This window comes from Escherichia sp. R1 (assembly GCF_003000935.1).
In the GTDB taxonomy this organism is placed as follows: Bacteria; Pseudomonadota; Gammaproteobacteria; order Enterobacterales; family Enterobacteriaceae; genus Escherichia; species Escherichia coli.
On the sequence record NZ_PSRU01000021.1, the window covers coordinates 26,021 to 43,296 of the forward strand.

The following is a 17,276-nucleotide window of genomic DNA, read 5'->3' on the forward strand; positions in this document are numbered from 1 at the left end:
CAGCGGAGGCAAACATGAAAGGTATTATCCTGGCGGGCGGTTCCGGCACCCGATTGCATCCGATTACGCGCGGCGTATCGAAGCAACTGTTGCCGATTTACGATAAGCCAATGATTTACTATCCGCTGTCGGTGCTGATGTTGGCCGGTATCCGCGAAATTCTCATCATCACTACGCCGGAAGATAAAGGTTATTTCCAGCGCCTGCTGGGCGATGGTAGTGAGTTCGGTATCCAGCTGGAATACGCCGAACAGCCCAGTCCGGACGGTCTGGCGCAGGCCTTTATCATCGGTGAAACCTTCCTCAACGGTGAACCTTCTTGTCTGGTGCTGGGCGATAACATCTTCTTCGGACAGGGCTTCAGTCCGAAGCTGCGTCATGTTGCGGCGCGCACGGAAGGGGCGACGGTATTTGGCTATCAGGTGATGGACCCGGAACGCTTTGGCGTGGTGGAGTTTGACGACAATTTCCGCGCTATCTCGCTGGAAGAAAAACCAAAACAGCCGAAATCAAACTGGGCGGTGACCGGGCTTTATTTCTACGACAGTAAAGTCGTGGAGTACGCAAAGCAGGTGAAGCCGTCGGAGCGTGGTGAACTGGAGATTACCTCCATCAACCAGATGTACCTCGAGGCGGGCAACCTGACCGTTGAACTGCTCGGGCGCGGATTTGCCTGGCTGGATACCGGCACTCACGACAGCCTGATTGAGGCCAGCACTTTTGTGCAGACAGTAGAAAAACGCCAGGGCTTTAAGATTGCCTGCCTGGAAGAGATCGCCTGGCGTAACGGCTGGCTTGATGACGAAGGCGTGAAGCGCGCCGCCAGCTCGCTGGCGAAAACTGGCTACGGCCAATATCTGCTGGAGTTACTTCGTGCCCGTCCGCGCCAGTATTGAGCCACTAACCTGGGAAAACGCCTTCTTTGGTGTTAACAGCGCCATCGTGCGCATTACGTCTGAAGCACCGCTCCTGACGCCAGACGCGTTAGCGCCGTGGTCACGGGTGCAGGCCAAAATTGCGGCATCAAATACGGGTGAACTGGATGCCCTGCAACAGCTGGGATTCTCCCTGGTAGAAGGTGAAGTTGATTTGGCGCTACCCGTGAACAATGTCGGTGATAGCGGCGCAGAAGTGGCACAAGAGACAGATATTCCCGCATTACGTCAGTTAGCCAGCGCCGCATTTGCGCAAAGCCGTTTTCGTGCGCCGTGGTATGCGCCTGACGCCAGCGGTCGCTTTTATGCACAGTGGATTGAAAATGCCGTGCGCGGCACCTTTGATCATCAATGTCTGATTTTACGTGCGGCGTCCGGCGATATTCGCGGTTATGTCTCTTTACGGGAACTCAATGCGACAGATGCGCGAATTGGCCTGCTGGCTGGACGCGGTGCAGGTGCTGAGCTTATGCAAACGGCGCTAAACTGGGCGTATGCTCGCGGTAAAATAACTTTGCGGGTGGCGACCCAGATGGGCAACACCGCCGCGCTTAAACGATATATACAAAGTGGTGCGAATGTAGAAAGCACCGCGTACTGGTTATACAGGTGATCACATGATTCCATTTAACGCACCGCCGGTGGTGGGAACCGAACTCGACTATATGCAGTCGGCAATGGGTAGCGGCAAACTGTGCGGCGATGGCGGTTTTACCCGTCGCTGCCAGCAGTGGCTGGAGCAACGTTTTGGCAGCGCCAAAGTGTTACTGACGCCATCCTGCACCGCTTCGCTGGAGATGGCGGCGCTGCTGCTCGATATCCAGCCTGGCGATGAAGTGATCATGCCGAGCTACACCTTTGTCTCCACCGCCAATGCCTTTGTGCTGCGTGGCGCAAAAATCGTTTTTGTGGATGTTCGCCCGGACACCATGAACATCGACGAAACGTTGATTGAAGCGGCGATCACCGACAAAACGCGCGTTATCGTGCCGGTCCATTACGCGGGTGTGGCCTGCGAAATGGACACCATTATGGCGTTGGCGAAAAAGCATAATCTGTTTGTGGTGGAAGATGCCGCTCAGGGCGTGATGTCCACTTACAAAGGGCGTGCGCTGGGAACCATTGGTCATATTGGCTGCTTTAGCTTCCATGAAACCAAAAACTACACGGCGGGTGGTGAAGGCGGCGCGACGCTGATTAACGATAAAGCGTTGATCGAACGAGCCGAGATCATCCGTGAAAAAGGCACAAACCGCAGCCAGTTCTTCCGTGGTCAGGTCGATAAATATACCTGGCGCGATATTGGCTCCAGCTATTTGATGTCCGATCTGCAAGCTGCGTACCTGTGGGCGCAACTGGAAGCAGCCGAACGCATCAACCAGCAACGTCTGGCGCTGTGGCAAAACTACTACGATGCGTTAGCACCTCTGGCGGAAGCCGGGCGTATCGAGCTGCCGTCGATTCCGGATGACTGCGTGCAGAACGCGCATATGTTCTACATCAAGCTGCGGGATATTGATGACCGGAGCGCGTTGATTAGCTTCCTGAAGGAAGCGGAAATCATGGCGGTGTTCCATTACATTCCGCTGCACGCAAGCCCTGCGGGGGAACGCTTTGGTGAGTTCCACGGCGAAGATCGCTACACCACCAAAGAGAGCGAGCGCTTGCTGCGCCTGCCGTTGTTCTACAACCTGTCGCCCGTCAATCAGCGTACGGTAATTGCGACCTTGTTGAACTACTTCTCCTGATATGTCGTTGGCAAAAGCGTCCTTGTGGACGGCGGCCAGTACACTGGTCAAGATTGGTGCCGGGTTACTGGTCGGTAAGTTGCTGGCAGTGTCATTTGGTCCGGCGGGGCTTGGGCTGGCGGCAAATTTCCGCCAGTTGATTACCGTGCTCGGCGTGCTTGCCGGGGCAGGCATCTTTAACGGCGTAACCAAATACGTTGCCCAGTATCATGATAATCCCCAACAGCTGCGCCGTGTGGTCGGCACTTCATCAGCGATGGTACTTGGCTTCTCTACGCTAATGGCGCTGGTTTTTGTGCTGGCAGCTGCGCCAATCAGCCAGGGGTTGTTTGGTAATACCGACTATCAGGGGCTGGTGCGTTTAGTGGCGCTGGTGCAAATGGGGATTGCCTGGGGCAACCTGTTACTGGCGTTGATGAAAGGCTTTCGCGATGCCGCAGGTAATGCGTTATCTCTGATTGTCGGTAGCTTGATTGGCGTTCTCGCGTACTACGTCAGTTATCGTTTGGGCGGTTATGAAGGGGCGTTGCTGGGTCTGGCGCTGATTCCCGCGCTGGTGGTAATTCCTGCTGTTATCATGTTGATCAAACGTGGTGTCATCCCGTTAAGCTATCTGAAACCCAGCTGGGATAACGGTCTGGCAGGGCAGTTGAGCAAATTTACGCTCATGGCGTTGATTACGTCGGTGACCTTGCCTGTTGCTTACATCATGATGCGTAAACTGCTGGCGGCGCAGTATAGCTGGGATGAAGTGGGGATCTGGCAAGGGGTGAGCAGTATTTCCGATGCCTACCTGCAATTTATTACGGCATCGTTCAGCGTATATTTGCTGCCCACGTTGTCGCGGCTAACGGAAAAGCGCGATATCACCCGGGAAGTGGTTAAATCGCTGAAATTCGTCTTACCGGCAGTGGCGGCGGCGAGTTTTACCGTCTGGTTGCTGCGTGATTTTGCTATCTGGCTGCTGTTGTCGAATAAATTTACCGCTATGCGCGATCTCTTTGCCTGGCAGTTGGTGGGTGATGTGTTAAAAGTGGGCGCTTATGTCTTTGGTTATCTGGTGATCGCCAAAGCGTCACTGCGGTTTTATATTCTGGCGGAAATCAGCCAGTTCACTTTATTGATGGTATTTGCCCACTGGCTAATCCCTGCGCATGGCGCACTGGGCGCAGCACAGGCCTATATGGCAACCTATATCGTCTATTTTTCTCTTTGTTGTGGCGTGTTTTTACTCTGGCGTAGGCGGGCATGACTGTACTGATTCACGTACTGGGATCGGATATCCCTCACCATAACCGAACCGTTCTGCGGTTTTTCAACGACGCGCTGGCCGCGACGAGCGGGCACGCGCGCGAGTTTATGGTTGCTGGCAAGGACGACGGCTTAAGTGATAGCTGTCCGGCGCTTTCTGTGCAATTTTTCCCTGGGAAAAAATCGCTGGCGGAAGCGGTCATCGCGAAAGCAAAAGCTAACCGTCAGCAGCGATTTTTTTTCCACGGTCAGTTCAATCCCAAACTGTGGCTGGCTCTGCTGAGTGGTGGCATTAAGCCCAGCCAGTTTTTCTGGCATATCTGGGGAGCAGACCTGTATGAGCTTTCCAGTGGCTTGAGATATAAGCTTTTTTACCCGCTACGTCGCCTGGCGCAAAAGAGAGTCGGCTGTGTATTTGCCACCCGCGGTGATTTGAGCTTTTTTGCCAAAACGCATCCAAAGGTGCGGGGAGAACTGCTGTACTTCCCGACGCGGATGGACCCTTCTCTTAATACGATGGCGAACGATCGGCAACGTGAAGGAAAAATGACCATTCTGGTGGGGAACTCCGGTGACCGCAGCAATGAGCATATTGCTGCCTTGCGCGCCGTTCATCAGCAATTTGGCGATACGGTAAAAGTGGTGGTGCCGATGGGATATCCGCCTAATAACGAAGCGTACATCGAGGAAGTTCGTCAGGCGGGACTGGAGTTATTCAGCGAAGAAAACCTACAAGTTCTGAGCGAAAAACTGGAATTTGACGCCTATCTGACGCTACTTCGCCAGTGCGATCTCGGTTACTTTATTTTTGCCCGCCAGCAGGGCATTGGTACGCTTTGCTTACTGATTCAGGCGGGCATTCCTTGCGTGCTTAACCGGGAAAATCCGTTCTGGCAGGATATGACGGAACAGCATTTGCCAGTACTGTTTACTACCGATGATCTCAACGAGGATATTGTGCGTGAAGCGCAGCGCCAGTTGGCGTCGGTGGATAAAAACACCATTGCCTTCTTTAGCCCTAACTATCTACAAGGCTGGCAGCGGGCGTTGGCGATTGCCGCCGGGGAGGTCGCATGAGTCTGCTGCAATTCAGTGGCCTGTTTGTTGTCTGGCTGCTCTGCACGCTGTTTATTGCCACGCTGACCTGGTTTGAGTTTCGCCGTGTGCGCTTTAACTTCAATGTCTTCTTTTCATTGCTGTTTTTGCTCACCTTTTTCTTCGGCTTTCCGCTGACCAGCGTGCTGGTATTTCGCTTTGATGTTGGTGTCGCGCCGCCAGAAATCTTGTTGCAGGCGTTGCTTTCTGCAGGCTGCTTCTACGCGGTTTACTATGTCACCTACAAAACCCGTCTACGCAAACGCGTTGCTGATGCACCGCGCCGTCCGCTGTTTACCATGAACCGCGTGGAGACCAATCTCACGTGGGTGATCCTGATGGGCATCGCTCTGGTGAGCGTCGGCATCTTCTTCATGCACAACGGCTTTTTGCTGTTCCGGCTTAATTCTTACAGTCAGATCTTTTCCAGCGAAGTCTCCGGCGTGGCATTAAAACGCTTCTTTTACTTTTTCATCCCGGCGATGCTGGTGGTTTATTTTCTGCGCCAGGATAGCAAAGCGTGGCTGTTTTTCCTCGTCAGCACGGTTGCCTTTGGCTTGTTGACTTACATGATTGTCGGCGGCACTCGCGCCAATATCATCATCGCATTCGCTATCTTCCTGTTTATTGGCATTATTCGCGGCTGGATTTCGTTGTGGATGCTGGCGGCGGCGGGCGTGCTGGGGATTGTGGGCATGTTCTGGCTGGCGCTAAAACGCTATGGAATGAATGTGAGCGGCGATGAAGCGTTCTATACGTTTCTCTATCTCACTCGCGACACTTTCTCGCCGTGGGAGAATCTGGCGTTGCTGTTGCAGAACTACGACAACATCGACTTCCAGGGCCTGGCTCCAATTGTCCGCGATTTCTATGTCTTTATCCCTTCCTGGCTGTGGCCGGGTCGCCCGAGTATGGTGCTGAACTCCGCCAACTACTTTACCTGGGAAGTGCTGAATAACCACTCCGGACTGGCGATCTCGCCTACGCTTATAGGCTCACTGGTTGTTATGGGCGGCGCGTTGTTCATCCCGCTCGGGGCGATTGTGGTTGGACTGATTATCAAATGGTTCGACTGGCTGTATGAGCTGGGCAACCGCGAGACTAATCGCTATAAGGCTGCGATATTGCACAGTTTCTGCTTCGGGGCGATCTTCAATATGATCGTGCTGGCGCGTGAAGGGCTGGATTCGTTTGTCTCACGCGTGGTCTTTTTTATCGTGGTCTTCGGCGCATGTCTGATGATCGCAAAACTGTTGTACTGGCTTTTTGAAAGCGCCGGACTCATTCATAAACGAACAAAATCATCGCTCCGGACGCAGGTTGAAGGATAACAATGAATAACAACACCACGGCACCGACCTATACGCTGCGTGGCTTACAGTTGATTGGTTGGCGTGATATGCAGCATGCCCTCGATTATCTGTTCGCTGACGGGCAGCTTAAGCAGGGAACGCTGGTTGCCATTAATGCCGAAAAAATGCTGACCATTGAAGATAACGCCGAGGTCAGGGAGTTAATTAACGCTGCCGAATTTAAATATGCGGATGGCATCAGCGTTGTACGTTCAGTACGTAAAAAGTACCCGCAGGCGCAGGTTTCCCGCGTTGCTGGGGCCGATCTCTGGGAAGAGCTGATGGCGCGCGCAGGCAAAGAAGGGACACCGGTATTTCTTGTGGGCGGTAAACCTGAAGTGCTGGCGCAAACTGAAGCTAAACTGCGCAACCAGTGGAATGTGAATATCGTTGGCAGTCAGGATGGTTATTTTAAACCCGAGCAGCGTCAGGCGCTGTTTGAACGCATTCATGCCAGCGGAGCGCAAATCGTCACCGTTGCGATGGGATCGCCAAAGCAGGAGATCTTCATGCGCGACTGCCGTCTGGTGCATCCAGATGCGCTGTATATGGGCGTTGGCGGGACCTACGATGTTTTCACCGGTCACGTAAAACGCGCACCGAAAATCTGGCAAACGCTGGGGCTGGAGTGGCTCTACCGCCTGCTTTCGCAGCCGAGCCGCATTAAGCGTCAGCTTCGTTTGCTGCGTTATTTACGCTGGCATTACACCGGCAACCTCTGATTTTCCTCTCTTTGTAAAGCGACGGAGTGGTCACTTCGTCGCCTGTCTGCTTTTTTATTACACAAAGCATTCAAATTTTTAATGCTTTATTTGCCATTTCTCCTGAATTACGAAAACATTCGCAACACTCGATGTACCCATAACGATAACCGGTAACACCGGAAAGCATGCAAACACAACACGAGGATTTATGGCAGATAACAAACCAGAGCTACAGCGTGGGCTGGAAGCTCGACATATCGAACTCATCGCCCTGGGGGGCACCATTGGCGTCGGCCTGTTTATGGGGGCCGCCAGTACCCTGAAATGGGCCGGGCCATCCGTATTGTTGGCCTATATCATCGCCGGGCTGTTCGTCTTTTTCATCATGCGTTCAATGGGCGAAATGTTGTTCCTCGAACCGGTTACCGGTTCGTTCGCCGTTTACGCGCATCGTTATATGAGCCCGTTCTTTGGTTATCTCACCGCCTGGTCTTACTGGTTTATGTGGATGGCGGTGGGGATCTCAGAAATCACCGCCATTGGCGTTTATGTCCAGTTCTGGTTCCCGGAGATGGCGCAGTGGATACCCGCATTGATCGCGGTGGCGCTGGTGGCGTTGGCGAATCTGGCTGCGGTGAGGTTGTACGGCGAAATCGAGTTCTGGTTCGCGATGATCAAAGTCACCACGATTATCGTGATGATTGTCATTGGCCTGGGCGTGATTTTCTTTGGCTTTGGCAATGGCGGGCAGTCGATTGGTTTTAGCAATCTCACAGAGCATGGCGGTTTCTTTGCTGGTGGCTGGAAAGGGTTCCTGACCGCATTGTGTATTGTGGTGGCGTCCTACCAGGGCGTGGAGCTGATTGGCATTACTGCCGGTGAAGCGAAGAATCCGCAGGTGACGCTGCGCAGTGCCGTAGGCAAGGTGCTGTGGCGAATCCTGATTTTCTACGTTGGCGCGATTTTCGTTATCGTTACTATCTTCCCGTGGAATGAAATAGGCAGCAACGGTAGCCCGTTCGTACTGACTTTCGCCAAAATCGGCATTACCGCAGCGGCGGGCATTATCAACTTTGTGGTGCTGACGGCTGCGCTCTCTGGCTGTAACAGCGGCATGTACAGTTGCGGACGTATGCTCTATGCACTGGCGAAAAACCGTCAGTTACCGGCGGCAATGGCGAAAGTTTCCCGTCACGGCGTACCGGTTGCGGGTGTGGCAGTATCTATTGCTATTCTGCTAATTGGTTCATGCCTGAACTACATCATTCCCAATCCACAGCGTGTGTTTGTCTACGTCTACAGCGCCAGCGTGCTTCCGGGTATGGTGCCATGGTTTGTGATTTTGATAAGCCAGCTGCGTTTTCGCCGTGCACACAAAGCGGCAATTGCCAGCCATCCGTTCCGCTCAATCCTGTTCCCTTGGGCCAACTACGTAACAATGGCATTCCTGATTTGCGTTTTGATCGGCATGTACTTTAATGAAGATACGCGTATGTCGCTGTTTGTCGGCATCATCTTTATGCTGGTGGTGACGGCGATTTATAAAGTTTTTGGGCTTAATCGCCACGGTAAAGCGCATAAACTGGAGGAATAAGCAGCAAAACGCACAAACCGTAACCAAACGCGCAATTTATTTAAAAAGGGACTAGACAGAGGGGTGGGAAGTCCGTATTATCCACCCCCGCAACGGCGCTAAGCGCCCGTAGCTCAGCTGGATAGAGCGCTGCCCTCCGGAGGCAGAGGTCTCAGGTTCGAATCCTGTCGGGCGCGCCATTTAGTCCCGGCGCTTGAGCTGCGGTGGTAGTAATACCGCGTAACAAGATTTGTAGTGGTGGCTATAGCTCAGTTGGTAGAGCCCTGGATTGTGATTCCAGTTGTCGTGGGTTCGAATCCCATTAGCCACCCCATTATTAGAAGTTGTGACAATGCGAAGGTGGCGGAATTGGTAGACGCGCTAGCTTCAGGTGTTAGTGTCCTTACGGACGTGGGGGTTCAAGTCCCCCCCCTCGCACCACGACTTTAAAGAATTGAACTAAAAATTCAAAAAGCAGTATTTCGGCGAGTAGCGCAGCTTGGTAGCGCAACTGGTTTGGGACCAGTGGGTCGGAGGTTCGAATCCTCTCTCGCCGACCAATTTTGAACCCCGCTTCGGCGGGTTTTTTTGTTTTCTGTGCATTTCGTCACTTTCCCTTCGCAATAAACGCCCGTAATAACGCATTGCGCCACGGTATGATTTCGCCCTTAACTTATTGAAGGATGACTTCAGGCAAGGAGCGACCATGCAGCAACAGGTTCCAACGCGTGCTTTTCATGTGATGGCGAAACCGAGCGGTTCTGATTGTAATCTGAACTGTGACTACTGTTTTTATCTCGAAAAACAATCCCTTTACCACGAAAAGCCAGTCACGCATATGGACGATGACACGCTGGAAGCGTATGTCCGTCACTATATCGCTGCCAGCGAAACCCAAAACGAAGTGGCTTTTACCTGGCAGGGCGGCGAACCAACGTTACTCGGGCTGGATTTTTACCGCCGTGCCGTGGCGCTACAGGCGAAATATGGTGCTGGCAGGAAGATAAGTAATAGCTTCCAGACTAACGGCGTGCTGCTCGATGACGAATGGTGTGCATTTCTGGCAGAAAATCATTTTCTTGTAGGGTTATCGCTGGATGGTCCGGCTGAGATCCACAATCAATATCGCGTGACCAAAGGTGGCAGACCAACGCATAAGCTGGTGATGCGTGCCCTGTCGCTCCTGCAAAAACATCATGTCGACTATAACGTGCTGGTCTGCGTCAATCGCACCAGTGCGTTACAACCTTTGCAAGTCTATGATTTTCTGTGTGATGCAGGTGTTGAGTTCATCCAGTTTATTCCGGTGGTCGAGCGCCTGGCTGATGAAACGGCTGCTCATGCTGGACTTAAGCTACATGCTCCCGGCGATATTCAGGGCGAACTGACGGAATGGTCGGTGTGCCCGCAAGAGTTCGGTGAGTTTCTGGTGGCGATTTTCGACCACTGGATTAAGCGCGACGTCGGCAAGATTTTCGTAATGAATATCGAATGGGCGTTCGCCAATTTTGTCGGCGCACCGGGCGCGGTTTGCCATCATCAGCCAACCTGTGGGCGCTCGGTGATTGTTGAGCACAACGGTGACGTTTATGCCTGCGATCACTATGTTTATCCGCAGTATCGACTAGGGAATATGCTTCAGCAGATGATTGCAGAAATGATTGATTCCCCGCAACAGCAGGCATTTGGTGAAGATAAATTCAAGCAGTTACCGGCACAGTGTCGCAGTTGCAACGTGTTAAAAGCGTGCTGGGGAGGCTGCCCGAAACACCGCTTTATGCTCGATGCCAGCGGCAAACCCGGGCTGAATTATTTGTGTGCCGGGTATCAGCGTTATTTCCGCCATCTACCGCCATATCTTAAAGCAATGGTTGATTTGCTGGCGCACGGTCGTCCGGCCAGCGACATTATGCAGGCGCATTTGCTGGTGGTGAATAAGTAAAAAAGTAGCCATTTTGTGGCCGCCTGCGGTTGATTGTCGGATGCGTCAGCATCGCATCCGGCAAAGGTAGATCTCAGCGATAGCGCCGGCTTAATCAGATTTAATCTGCGCGCGTGGTGGATATTTTTTCAGGATCTCCATATACGCATGCATTTCGGTCTGTAGCGGTACACCCATTGGGATATGGCGCACGCCGATAGAGTCGCTTTCCTGCGGATCGGTGTACAGGTTAAACACCGACGATCCCGCCGTTTGCATTACTGTGCCGGTGAATCCACCCTGATATCCGCTCTGGGTATAAGCGTAAGGTTGCTGAATCAGGACGTGATACTTGAACTCATCCATACGCACAGCAGAAAGTTTACCGTTGAGGAAGTAATGCTCGGCCTTACGGTTAGACTGACCATTTGTTCCCAGGAAGAAAGATGTCTGGTCCACACCATCGATAAAGGTGGTTTTCGGTACTAAATTCGCTACTTTCGCCCCAGGATGCCCCGCCAGATCCAGCGCCGTAGGGAAGAGATCCGCCAGATCGACAATGCCGTCAGATTTACGCGGTTGGATCATGCCTTTCCAGTAAACGAAGGTTGGCACACGAACGCCGCCTTCCCATGTAGAACCTTTCGCACCGCGGAACGGCGTGCGACCGTGCGGCGGAACTTCGGCTTCCGGACCGTTATCAGAGGTGAACACAATCAGCGTGTTATCAAGCTGACCGTTTTTCTCCAGTGCTTTATACAGATTGGCGAAGATATCGTTCATCTCCACCATGCAGTCGCCGTAAGAGGTGCGCGCCGGAGAGCTACCCGCATATTTGGCGTTCGGGTAGTTATCGAAGTGACAGCCGCGAGTGCCGTAATAGAGGAAGAAAGGCTTATCACTCTTCGCCATCTTGTCGAGGAACTTAACGCCATATTCCATCCAGCGTTGATCCAGGTCTTCCATATATTTCGGCGTAATGTCGGCAATGGCTTCCTGTTCACCACCGCGCACGGCATGAACGTCATCTTTGCTGAACGGCAGTTTTTGGATGTATTCAGAACGAGCCGGGCTCAGGGCGACTTCCGGGTTGACATGAACATCACGCCATTCGGTATACATATCGGACACCGAGTTAAAGCCGCGGAAATCATCAAAGCCAACGTTCTGCGGCTGCGACTCTTTGTTTTCCCCCATATGCCATTTCCCGATAGCCTGGGTGATGTAGCCCTGATCGTGCAGCAACTGCGGCAGCGTGGTTAACCCTTGCAGACCGCCCGGTTGCCCGTACATTGGCGGCATCAGAATGCCGTGGTGGATGGAGTATTGTCCGGTGAGAATCGTGGCGCGGGTTGGGGAAGAACTCGGTTGAGAATACGCCGAAGTTAAAATCAGCCCCTGGCTGGCAACGGCGTCGATATCTGGTGTAGGGTTACCCACCGCCACGCCGCCGCCGTTAAAGCCAACGTCCATCCAGCCCACATCATCCAGCAAGAAAACAACCACGTTCGGTTTCTTACCGGTTTTTTTCTCAAGTTCCGCCAGTTTCTGCTGGGTTTCTTTGTCTTGTGCAGGATGCTGCATCACCGGCATCATGTTGTCGGCAATAGTGGTCGCCGGTTTAACCAGATACTGGTTTGGGTGATCGTATCCGGCAAAGCCTTTGCGTGCGGTGGCGGTTGACGGGGTATCTGCTGCGCTGGCTATGAGAGGAAGAGCTGCGGCGACAGCAACAACAAGAAGTTTGGGTGAAAACGAAAATTCCATGCAAAATGCTCCGGTTTCATGTCGTCAAAATGATGACGTAATTAAGCATTGATAATTGAGATCCCTCTCCCTGACAGGATGATTGCATAAATAATAGTGATAAAAATAAATTATTTATTTATCCAGAAAATGAATTGAAAAATCAGGAGAGCATTTTCAATCCTACCTCTGGCGCAGGTGATATGTAAGGCGGTGATGTTATATCGCGTTGATTATTGATGCTGTTTTTAGTTTTAACGGCAATTAATATATATGTTATTAATTGAATGACTTTTATTATTCATTATATATATGTGTAGAATTGTGCGCAGGAGAAATATTCACTCAGGAAGTTATTACTCAGGAAGTAAAGAGGATTACAGAATTATCTCATAACAAGTGTTAAGGGATGTTATTTCCCGGTTCTCTGTGGCATAATAAAAGAGTAGATGCTCATTCCATCTCTTATGTTCGCCTTAGTGCCTCATAAACTCCGGAATGACGCAGAGCCGTTTACGGTGCTTATCGTCCACTGACAGATGTCGCTTATGCCTCATCAGACACCATGGACACAACGTTGAGTGAAGCACCCACTTGTTGTCATACAGACCTGTTTTAACGCCTGCTCCGTAATAAGAGCAGGCGTTTTTTTATATATCAGAAAGGCCCCGGAGGTGCTTGCCTCCGGGTGAGAAAGAGCTACTGTGGCGGGTTGTTCTGCAACGTTAACATCAAACCGTCGCGACGCATCGCTGCGGCTTCTTCCGGCTTGTGCAGTCTGTCCAGCGCGTCGGCAAGCCATGCGTAATCGTAGGCGTCCGGACGTTGTTTCAGCGCTGCGCGGAAGGCGAGCGATGCTTCCTGCCATTCTCCGTGTTTCATCAGCGACTGACCCAGTGTGCTCCACAACAGCGGGCGATCGCCCACGTTTTTGATCTGTTGGCGCAGCACTTTTTCCAGCTGTTCCGGGTTATTGGTTTTCAGACGCGGGATCGGCAGCAGCAGGCGATCGTCATACTGGCGTTTCAGGCCGTCGATGATAATTTGCTGGGCAGTATCATGATCGTCACACTCAATAAGATGTTCCGCCATTGCCACCTGCAAGGCCACCTGATGACGCGTTTTCCGGCTTTGGTTTTTCCACCAGTTACGCAAACCTTCACTACCGTTATCGGCACGCGCCTGATCCATCAGGCCAATCCATGCCTGTTGTTCCAGCATTGCACGATGTTCTTCATCACCAACATGGGCTTTCGCCATTGATGGGATGATATCCAGCAGCGAACTCCATGCACCAGTGCGGATATACGCCTGTTCCGCCAGACGTAATACTTCCGGATGGCGTGGCGTAACTTCCAGCAGCTTATCCACGCCGTGACGTGCTGCATGGTTTTCATTACGGGCCAGTTGCAGACGTACACGGGTGATTTCTACCGGAATGGTGTCATTGCCGGCCAGCTCCGCTGCGCGTTCCAGATGTTGGTTGGCGCGTGCTTCATCACCACGTTGTTGCGCGGCTTCGGCTGCCAGTAGATAGTTCACCACCGGTTGTTCAGCGTGATCGGCATTTTTCGCCATCAGCTTTTCAACTTGCTGATAATCGCCTTCCGCCAGTTTCAGCAGCGCCTGTTCGGTCTGCTTACGTGCACGGCGACGCTTACGTCCGACAAACCACCCACGGGTGTGCGCGCCTGTGCGGAAGATTCGCCGCAGTAGCCACTCAATGGCAAACAGCACTACCATCGCCAGAATCAAAATAATCGCGAGGCCCGTGACGCTAGTTTCAATATTGTAGTTGTCGGTCTGGATCAGCACGTAACCCTGATGGCCGGCAATCATCGGGCCAACCACGATCCCCGCAATCAGCAACACAAAGAGCAATAACACTTTTAGCATGGTTATTCTCCTTGCGGCGCGGCTGCCGGAGCATCAGCTTGCGGTGCAGGTGCAGGTGCAGGTGCAGGTGCAGGTGCAGGTGCAGGTTTAGCTTCCGTTGTCCCTGCTGCCGGTTGTGCCAGCAGGTTACGCACGCGGGTCTGCATCAATTTTTCCAGCATCGCCTGGCTTTGCAGGGTTTCCGGAAGATCCATCGAGATATTTTGCTGGCTTAACTGGTCCACCTCGTCGAGGAACGCTTTGGTGGTGGCATCATCAGTATCGTAGTAAGCACGTACCCAGGTGGAGACGTTCTCCAGCGCCTGGCGATAAGTCTCTTCCTGGTGACGCGGTACAGCTTGTGCTGCGACCAGCAGGCGAGAGCGAATATTTTCGCGCAGATAGATATCCTGATTTGGCGCTAACAGCGGTACGGCGGTGTCATCACGACGGCGAATCGTAATGAAGTTGTCCATAAAGTTCTGCCAGCTTTTTTGCAGATTGATACGCCATTCGCTGATGGAACTGGAAAGCTCTTCACCGTCAGAATCCATCGGCGAACCATCGCTGTCATTATCGGCCAGACGCAGATTATCTACCTGATTTGAAAGCTGATTAAGCTTAAGGATGATACCGTCATAATCCACCTGCGATACCGCAGAAAGGCTGGCGATATCATCGGTAATTGCCCGGCGAACGGTAATCAGACTCGGGTCATTCATATCCGCCAGGCTGGCGTCTGCACTTTTCAGCAACGCTGCAGCGGTCGTGACGTCCTGATCGCTCCACAGCTTCCGTCCGGCGAGTTTCACCAGAAAATCGGCCTGGGCCAGCAGCCAGGTTTTAGCATCGCTGCCGGAAATGGTGGCGACCTTTTGTTGGACTTCATCCAGCTGTTTTGCCAGCGTTTCTTGCTGACGATTCGCCTGCTCAAGCTGTACAGCTTGTTGCTTGATAATGCCTTCCAGCTCGGCTTTTTGGCTCTCCTGGGCTTTTTGCAGTGCCGTAAGTTGGTTAGCCAGGGCATCGCTGGTGGCAGTCTGATTGACGGCCTGTTGTTTACCCCAGCCATACAAACCGACGCCCGCCGCCAGAGCAATAGCGATAGCCACCGCGCTGAGAATCAATGCGGTATTGTTCTTACTCTTTTTTTCTGTTGCGACAGGTTGTGACGTGGTGTCCACGGCCTCCCTGGTCTCTTCAACCACGGCGGAGGTTTTTTCTTGTTCCGTCATTATGGCTTCCTGTTATGAGAGTTATTGTAATGCCCGTAAAAGCGCATCGTTATCAGCGTTATCGGCGACCTTAATGTCTTGCCAGCCCAGTTCCCGGGCGAGTTTCGCCAAACGCTCACTGACGACTAATAGTCGACAGCGTAGTAACCAGTGCTCACGATACCATTGTGGGATCAGCGACCAGAGTTGCTGCAACATTTCACCGCTGGTAACAACGACCGTCGTCACCTCGCGGGATTGCCAGCGCATCGCTTCTTCTGCACCATCGTAATGGATTGCGCATCGTTGATAACATTCACAAAAAGTGACCTCAGCACCGCGCGCCGTCAGGGAATCCCTAATTAGCTCACGACCGCCATTGCCACGTAATATCAGCGCACGTTTGCCCGCAATATTTTGTAATTCAGGTAATTGTAGCAAGACTTCGCTGATTTCCCGATCCTGCGGGTAGAGAATCTTCTGTCCGCTTACGGTATGTAGTGCCAGCGCGGTGGTGCGTCCAATGGCGAAATAAGTAGGTAGTCGGGGCCATTTACGATCTTGCTGATGCAGCTGTGATTGGGCAAAAGCAACCGCGTGTTGCGAGAGGGCAAACAACAGATCGCTCTCTCCCAGCGCTGCCAGTTGATCAGCAAGTTGCGGTAATTGTCGACCCGGAGAAAACTCAATCAGCGGAAAATGCCAGGCCACCTGCCCCAGTGTGCGCAGACGGCTCACTAACTCTTCTCCTGCGGGAGACGGGCGGGTGACCAGGATACTCATGCCGGGGCGTCTCCGTTATAGACTTCAGCGAGGATCTCGCGCGCGCCGTTATTCAGTAGCTCTTCTGCCAGCGAAATCCCCATTTGTTCGGCATCTTGCGGCGCACCGCGGCGTTCACCGCGAATAATCTGCGAACCGTCCGGCGCGCCAACCAACGCACGCAGCCAGATTTCGCCATCAATAAGCTCGGCGTAGCTACCAATTGGCACCTGACATCCGCCTTCGAGACGGGTATTCATGGCGCGTTCGGCGGTAACGCGCAGTGCAGTTTCGTGGTGATTCAGCGCGGCGAGCAGCTCGCGAGTGCGTGCATCATCAAGGCGGCATTCAATGCCCACCGCACCTTGCCCTACCGCCGGAAGAGAAATCTCGGGTGGCAACGCGGCGCGAATGCGGGACTCCAGACCTAAACGTTTTAGTCCGGCTACGGCAAGAATGATGGCATCATATTCGCCGTTATCCAGTTTGCTCAGACGAGTGCCGACGTTGCCGCGCAGGGAGCGGATAATCAGATCCGGGCGGCGTTCAGCCAGTTGGCACTGGCGACGTAAACTGGACGTCCCGACGATACTGCCTGCCGGTAACGCATCCAGACTGTCATAGTTATTGGACACAAATGCATCGCGAGGATCTTCACGCTCGCAAATAGTGACCAGCCCCAGACCTTGCGGGAATTCAACCGGCACATCTTTCATTGAATGTACGGCGATATCGGCGCGATTTTCGAGGAGCGCGACTTCCAGCTCTTTCACAAATAAGCCTTTCCCGCCTACTTTTGCCAGCGGCGTATCAAGAATCACATCGCCGCGCGTCACCATCGGTACCAGTTCAACGACCAGGCCCGGATGGCTCGCCATCAACTTGTCTTTGACATAGTGTGCCTGCCAGAGTGCAAGTGGGCTTTGGCGTGTGGCAATTCTTAAAACATTGTCTAACATGCTTGTTACCGTCATTATCATCCGTGGTCCATCCTAACATCCTTGCCAGAGCGATGTCAGTGTTGTGGTGAAACGTAGACGCCTGCGCAAACCGTAAAATGAGGTCTGGCAGTGGATCCTGACAGGCGCTTTGAGCCTTCG

Annotated in this window: 14 protein-coding genes and 4 tRNA genes; 13 read left to right on the forward strand and 5 right to left on the reverse strand. The window is 52.8% G+C overall.

Annotated features, from left to right (window positions below; translation table 11 throughout):
* The first annotated feature begins 14 nt into the window (after positions 1–14).
* The 13 genes from rfbA to C4F37_RS22010 all read left to right on the forward strand — a co-directional run bounded on the left by rfbA (position 15) and on the right by C4F37_RS22010 (position 10,600).
* Complete coding sequence (rfbA, locus tag C4F37_RS21950) at positions 15–896, forward strand: glucose-1-phosphate thymidylyltransferase RfbA (RefSeq protein WP_000676056.1); 882 nt, start codon at positions 15–17, stop codon at positions 894–896.
* Positions 874–1,548, forward strand: a complete 675-nt coding sequence (gene rffC / locus C4F37_RS21955; RefSeq protein WP_001540197.1) for a dTDP-4-amino-4,6-dideoxy-D-galactose acyltransferase — start codon at positions 874–876, stop codon at positions 1,546–1,548. Before rfbA ends, rffC begins: the two co-directional genes overlap by 23 nt.
* 4 nt (positions 1,549–1,552) lie before the next feature.
* Entirely contained in the window at positions 1,553–2,683 is a 1,131-nt protein-coding gene (rffA, locus tag C4F37_RS21960; protein WP_000612054.1) for a dTDP-4-amino-4,6-dideoxygalactose transaminase, read from the forward strand.
* Between the two features lies 1 nt (position 2,684).
* Positions 2,685–3,935, forward strand: a complete 1,251-nt coding sequence (gene wzxE, locus C4F37_RS21965; RefSeq protein WP_000050272.1) for a lipid III flippase WzxE — start codon at positions 2,685–2,687, stop codon at positions 3,933–3,935.
* A complete protein-coding gene (rffT, locus tag C4F37_RS21970; RefSeq protein ID WP_000217276.1) occupies positions 3,932–5,011 on the forward strand; it encodes a TDP-N-acetylfucosamine:lipid II N-acetylfucosaminyltransferase in 1,080 nt (359 codons plus the stop codon). Before wzxE ends, rffT begins: the two co-directional genes overlap by 4 nt.
* Positions 5,008–6,360 carry an ECA oligosaccharide polymerase gene (gene wzyE, locus C4F37_RS21975; protein WP_000055119.1) on the forward strand — a complete coding sequence of 451 codons (1,353 nt, stop codon included), beginning with the start codon at positions 5,008–5,010 and terminating at the stop codon, positions 6,358–6,360. The genes rffT and wzyE overlap by 4 nt, the downstream gene beginning before the upstream one ends.
* A gap of 2 nt (positions 6,361–6,362) precedes the next feature.
* Positions 6,363–7,103 (forward strand): lipopolysaccharide N-acetylmannosaminouronosyltransferase, encoded by a 741-nt coding sequence (gene wecG, locus C4F37_RS21980; RefSeq protein WP_001064038.1) that lies wholly within the window; start codon positions 6,363–6,365, stop codon positions 7,101–7,103.
* A gap of 190 nt (positions 7,104–7,293) precedes the next feature.
* On the forward strand, positions 7,294–8,679 hold the full coding sequence (gene thrP, locus C4F37_RS21985; protein WP_000774735.1) for a bifunctional threonine/serine APC transporter ThrP: 1,386 nt from the start codon (positions 7,294–7,296) through the stop codon (positions 8,677–8,679).
* Positions 8,680–8,781: 102 nt separating this feature from the next.
* Positions 8,782–8,858: transfer RNA gene (locus tag C4F37_RS21990), tRNA-Arg, on the forward strand.
* Between the two features lie 58 nt (positions 8,859–8,916).
* A tRNA-His gene (locus C4F37_RS21995) sits at positions 8,917–8,992 on the forward strand.
* Between the two features lie 20 nt (positions 8,993–9,012).
* Positions 9,013–9,099 (forward strand) — tRNA-Leu (locus tag C4F37_RS22000).
* A gap of 42 nt (positions 9,100–9,141) precedes the next feature.
* A tRNA-Pro gene (locus C4F37_RS22005) sits at positions 9,142–9,218 on the forward strand.
* 146 nt (positions 9,219–9,364) lie between these two features.
* The gene (locus C4F37_RS22010) at positions 9,365–10,600 is read left to right on the forward strand and encodes an anaerobic sulfatase maturase (protein WP_001540199.1); all 1,236 of its coding nucleotides are present in this window, start codon (positions 9,365–9,367) and stop codon (positions 10,598–10,600) included.
* A gap of 90 nt (positions 10,601–10,690) precedes the next feature.
* Here the strand turns inward: C4F37_RS22010 and aslA are convergent, their stop codons facing one another.
* From aslA to hemC, 5 genes are all read right to left on the reverse strand, one after another.
* Entirely contained in the window at positions 10,691–12,346 is a 1,656-nt protein-coding gene (aslA, locus tag C4F37_RS22015; protein ID WP_000395835.1) for an arylsulfatase AslA, read from the reverse strand.
* Positions 12,347–13,024: 678 nt separating this feature from the next.
* Positions 13,025–14,221, reverse strand: a complete 1,197-nt coding sequence (gene hemY / locus C4F37_RS22020) for a protoheme IX biogenesis protein HemY (protein WP_000921791.1) — start codon at positions 14,219–14,221, stop codon at positions 13,025–13,027.
* 2 nt (positions 14,222–14,223) lie between these two features.
* On the reverse strand, positions 14,224–15,435 hold the full coding sequence (hemX, locus tag C4F37_RS22025; protein WP_000139092.1) for a uroporphyrinogen-III C-methyltransferase: 1,212 nt from the start codon (positions 15,433–15,435) through the stop codon (positions 14,224–14,226).
* Between the two features lie 21 nt (positions 15,436–15,456).
* Positions 15,457–16,197, reverse strand: coding sequence for a uroporphyrinogen-III synthase (gene hemD, locus C4F37_RS22030; RefSeq protein ID WP_000026076.1), 741 nt, complete (start codon positions 16,195–16,197; stop codon positions 15,457–15,459).
* On the reverse strand, positions 16,194–17,135 hold the full coding sequence (hemC, locus tag C4F37_RS22035; protein WP_001314260.1) for a hydroxymethylbilane synthase: 942 nt from the start codon (positions 17,133–17,135) through the stop codon (positions 16,194–16,196). Before hemC ends, hemD begins: the two co-directional genes overlap by 4 nt.
* Positions 17,136–17,276 lie beyond the last annotated feature (141 nt).

Coding starts and splice junctions, on each gene's coding strand:
- rfbA (WP_000676056.1), top strand. CDS start 15: ATGAAAGGTATTATCCTGGCGGGCGGTTCCGGCACCCGATTGCATCCG.
- rffA (WP_000612054.1), top strand. CDS start 1,553: ATGATTCCATTTAACGCACCGCCGGTGGTGGGAACCGAACTCGACTAT.
- wzxE (WP_000050272.1), top strand. CDS start 2,685: ATGTCGTTGGCAAAAGCGTCCTTGTGGACGGCGGCCAGTACACTGGTC.
- rffT (WP_000217276.1), top strand. CDS start 3,932: ATGACTGTACTGATTCACGTACTGGGATCGGATATCCCTCACCATAAC.
- wzyE (WP_000055119.1), top strand. CDS start 5,008: ATGAGTCTGCTGCAATTCAGTGGCCTGTTTGTTGTCTGGCTGCTCTGC.
- wecG (WP_001064038.1), top strand. CDS start 6,363: ATGAATAACAACACCACGGCACCGACCTATACGCTGCGTGGCTTACAG.
- thrP (WP_000774735.1), top strand. CDS start 7,294: ATGGCAGATAACAAACCAGAGCTACAGCGTGGGCTGGAAGCTCGACAT.
- C4F37_RS22010 (WP_001540199.1), top strand. CDS start 9,365: ATGCAGCAACAGGTTCCAACGCGTGCTTTTCATGTGATGGCGAAACCG.
- aslA (WP_000395835.1), bottom strand. CDS start 12,346: ATGGAATTTTCGTTTTCACCCAAACTTCTTGTTGTTGCTGTCGCCGCA.
- hemY (WP_000921791.1), bottom strand. CDS start 14,221: ATGCTAAAAGTGTTATTGCTCTTTGTGTTGCTGATTGCGGGGATCGTG.
- hemX (WP_000139092.1), bottom strand. CDS start 15,435: ATGACGGAACAAGAAAAAACCTCCGCCGTGGTTGAAGAGACCAGGGAG.
- hemD (WP_000026076.1), bottom strand. CDS start 16,197: ATGAGTATCCTGGTCACCCGCCCGTCTCCCGCAGGAGAAGAGTTAGTG.
- hemC (WP_001314260.1), bottom strand. CDS start 17,135: ATGTTAGACAATGTTTTAAGAATTGCCACACGCCAAAGCCCACTTGCA.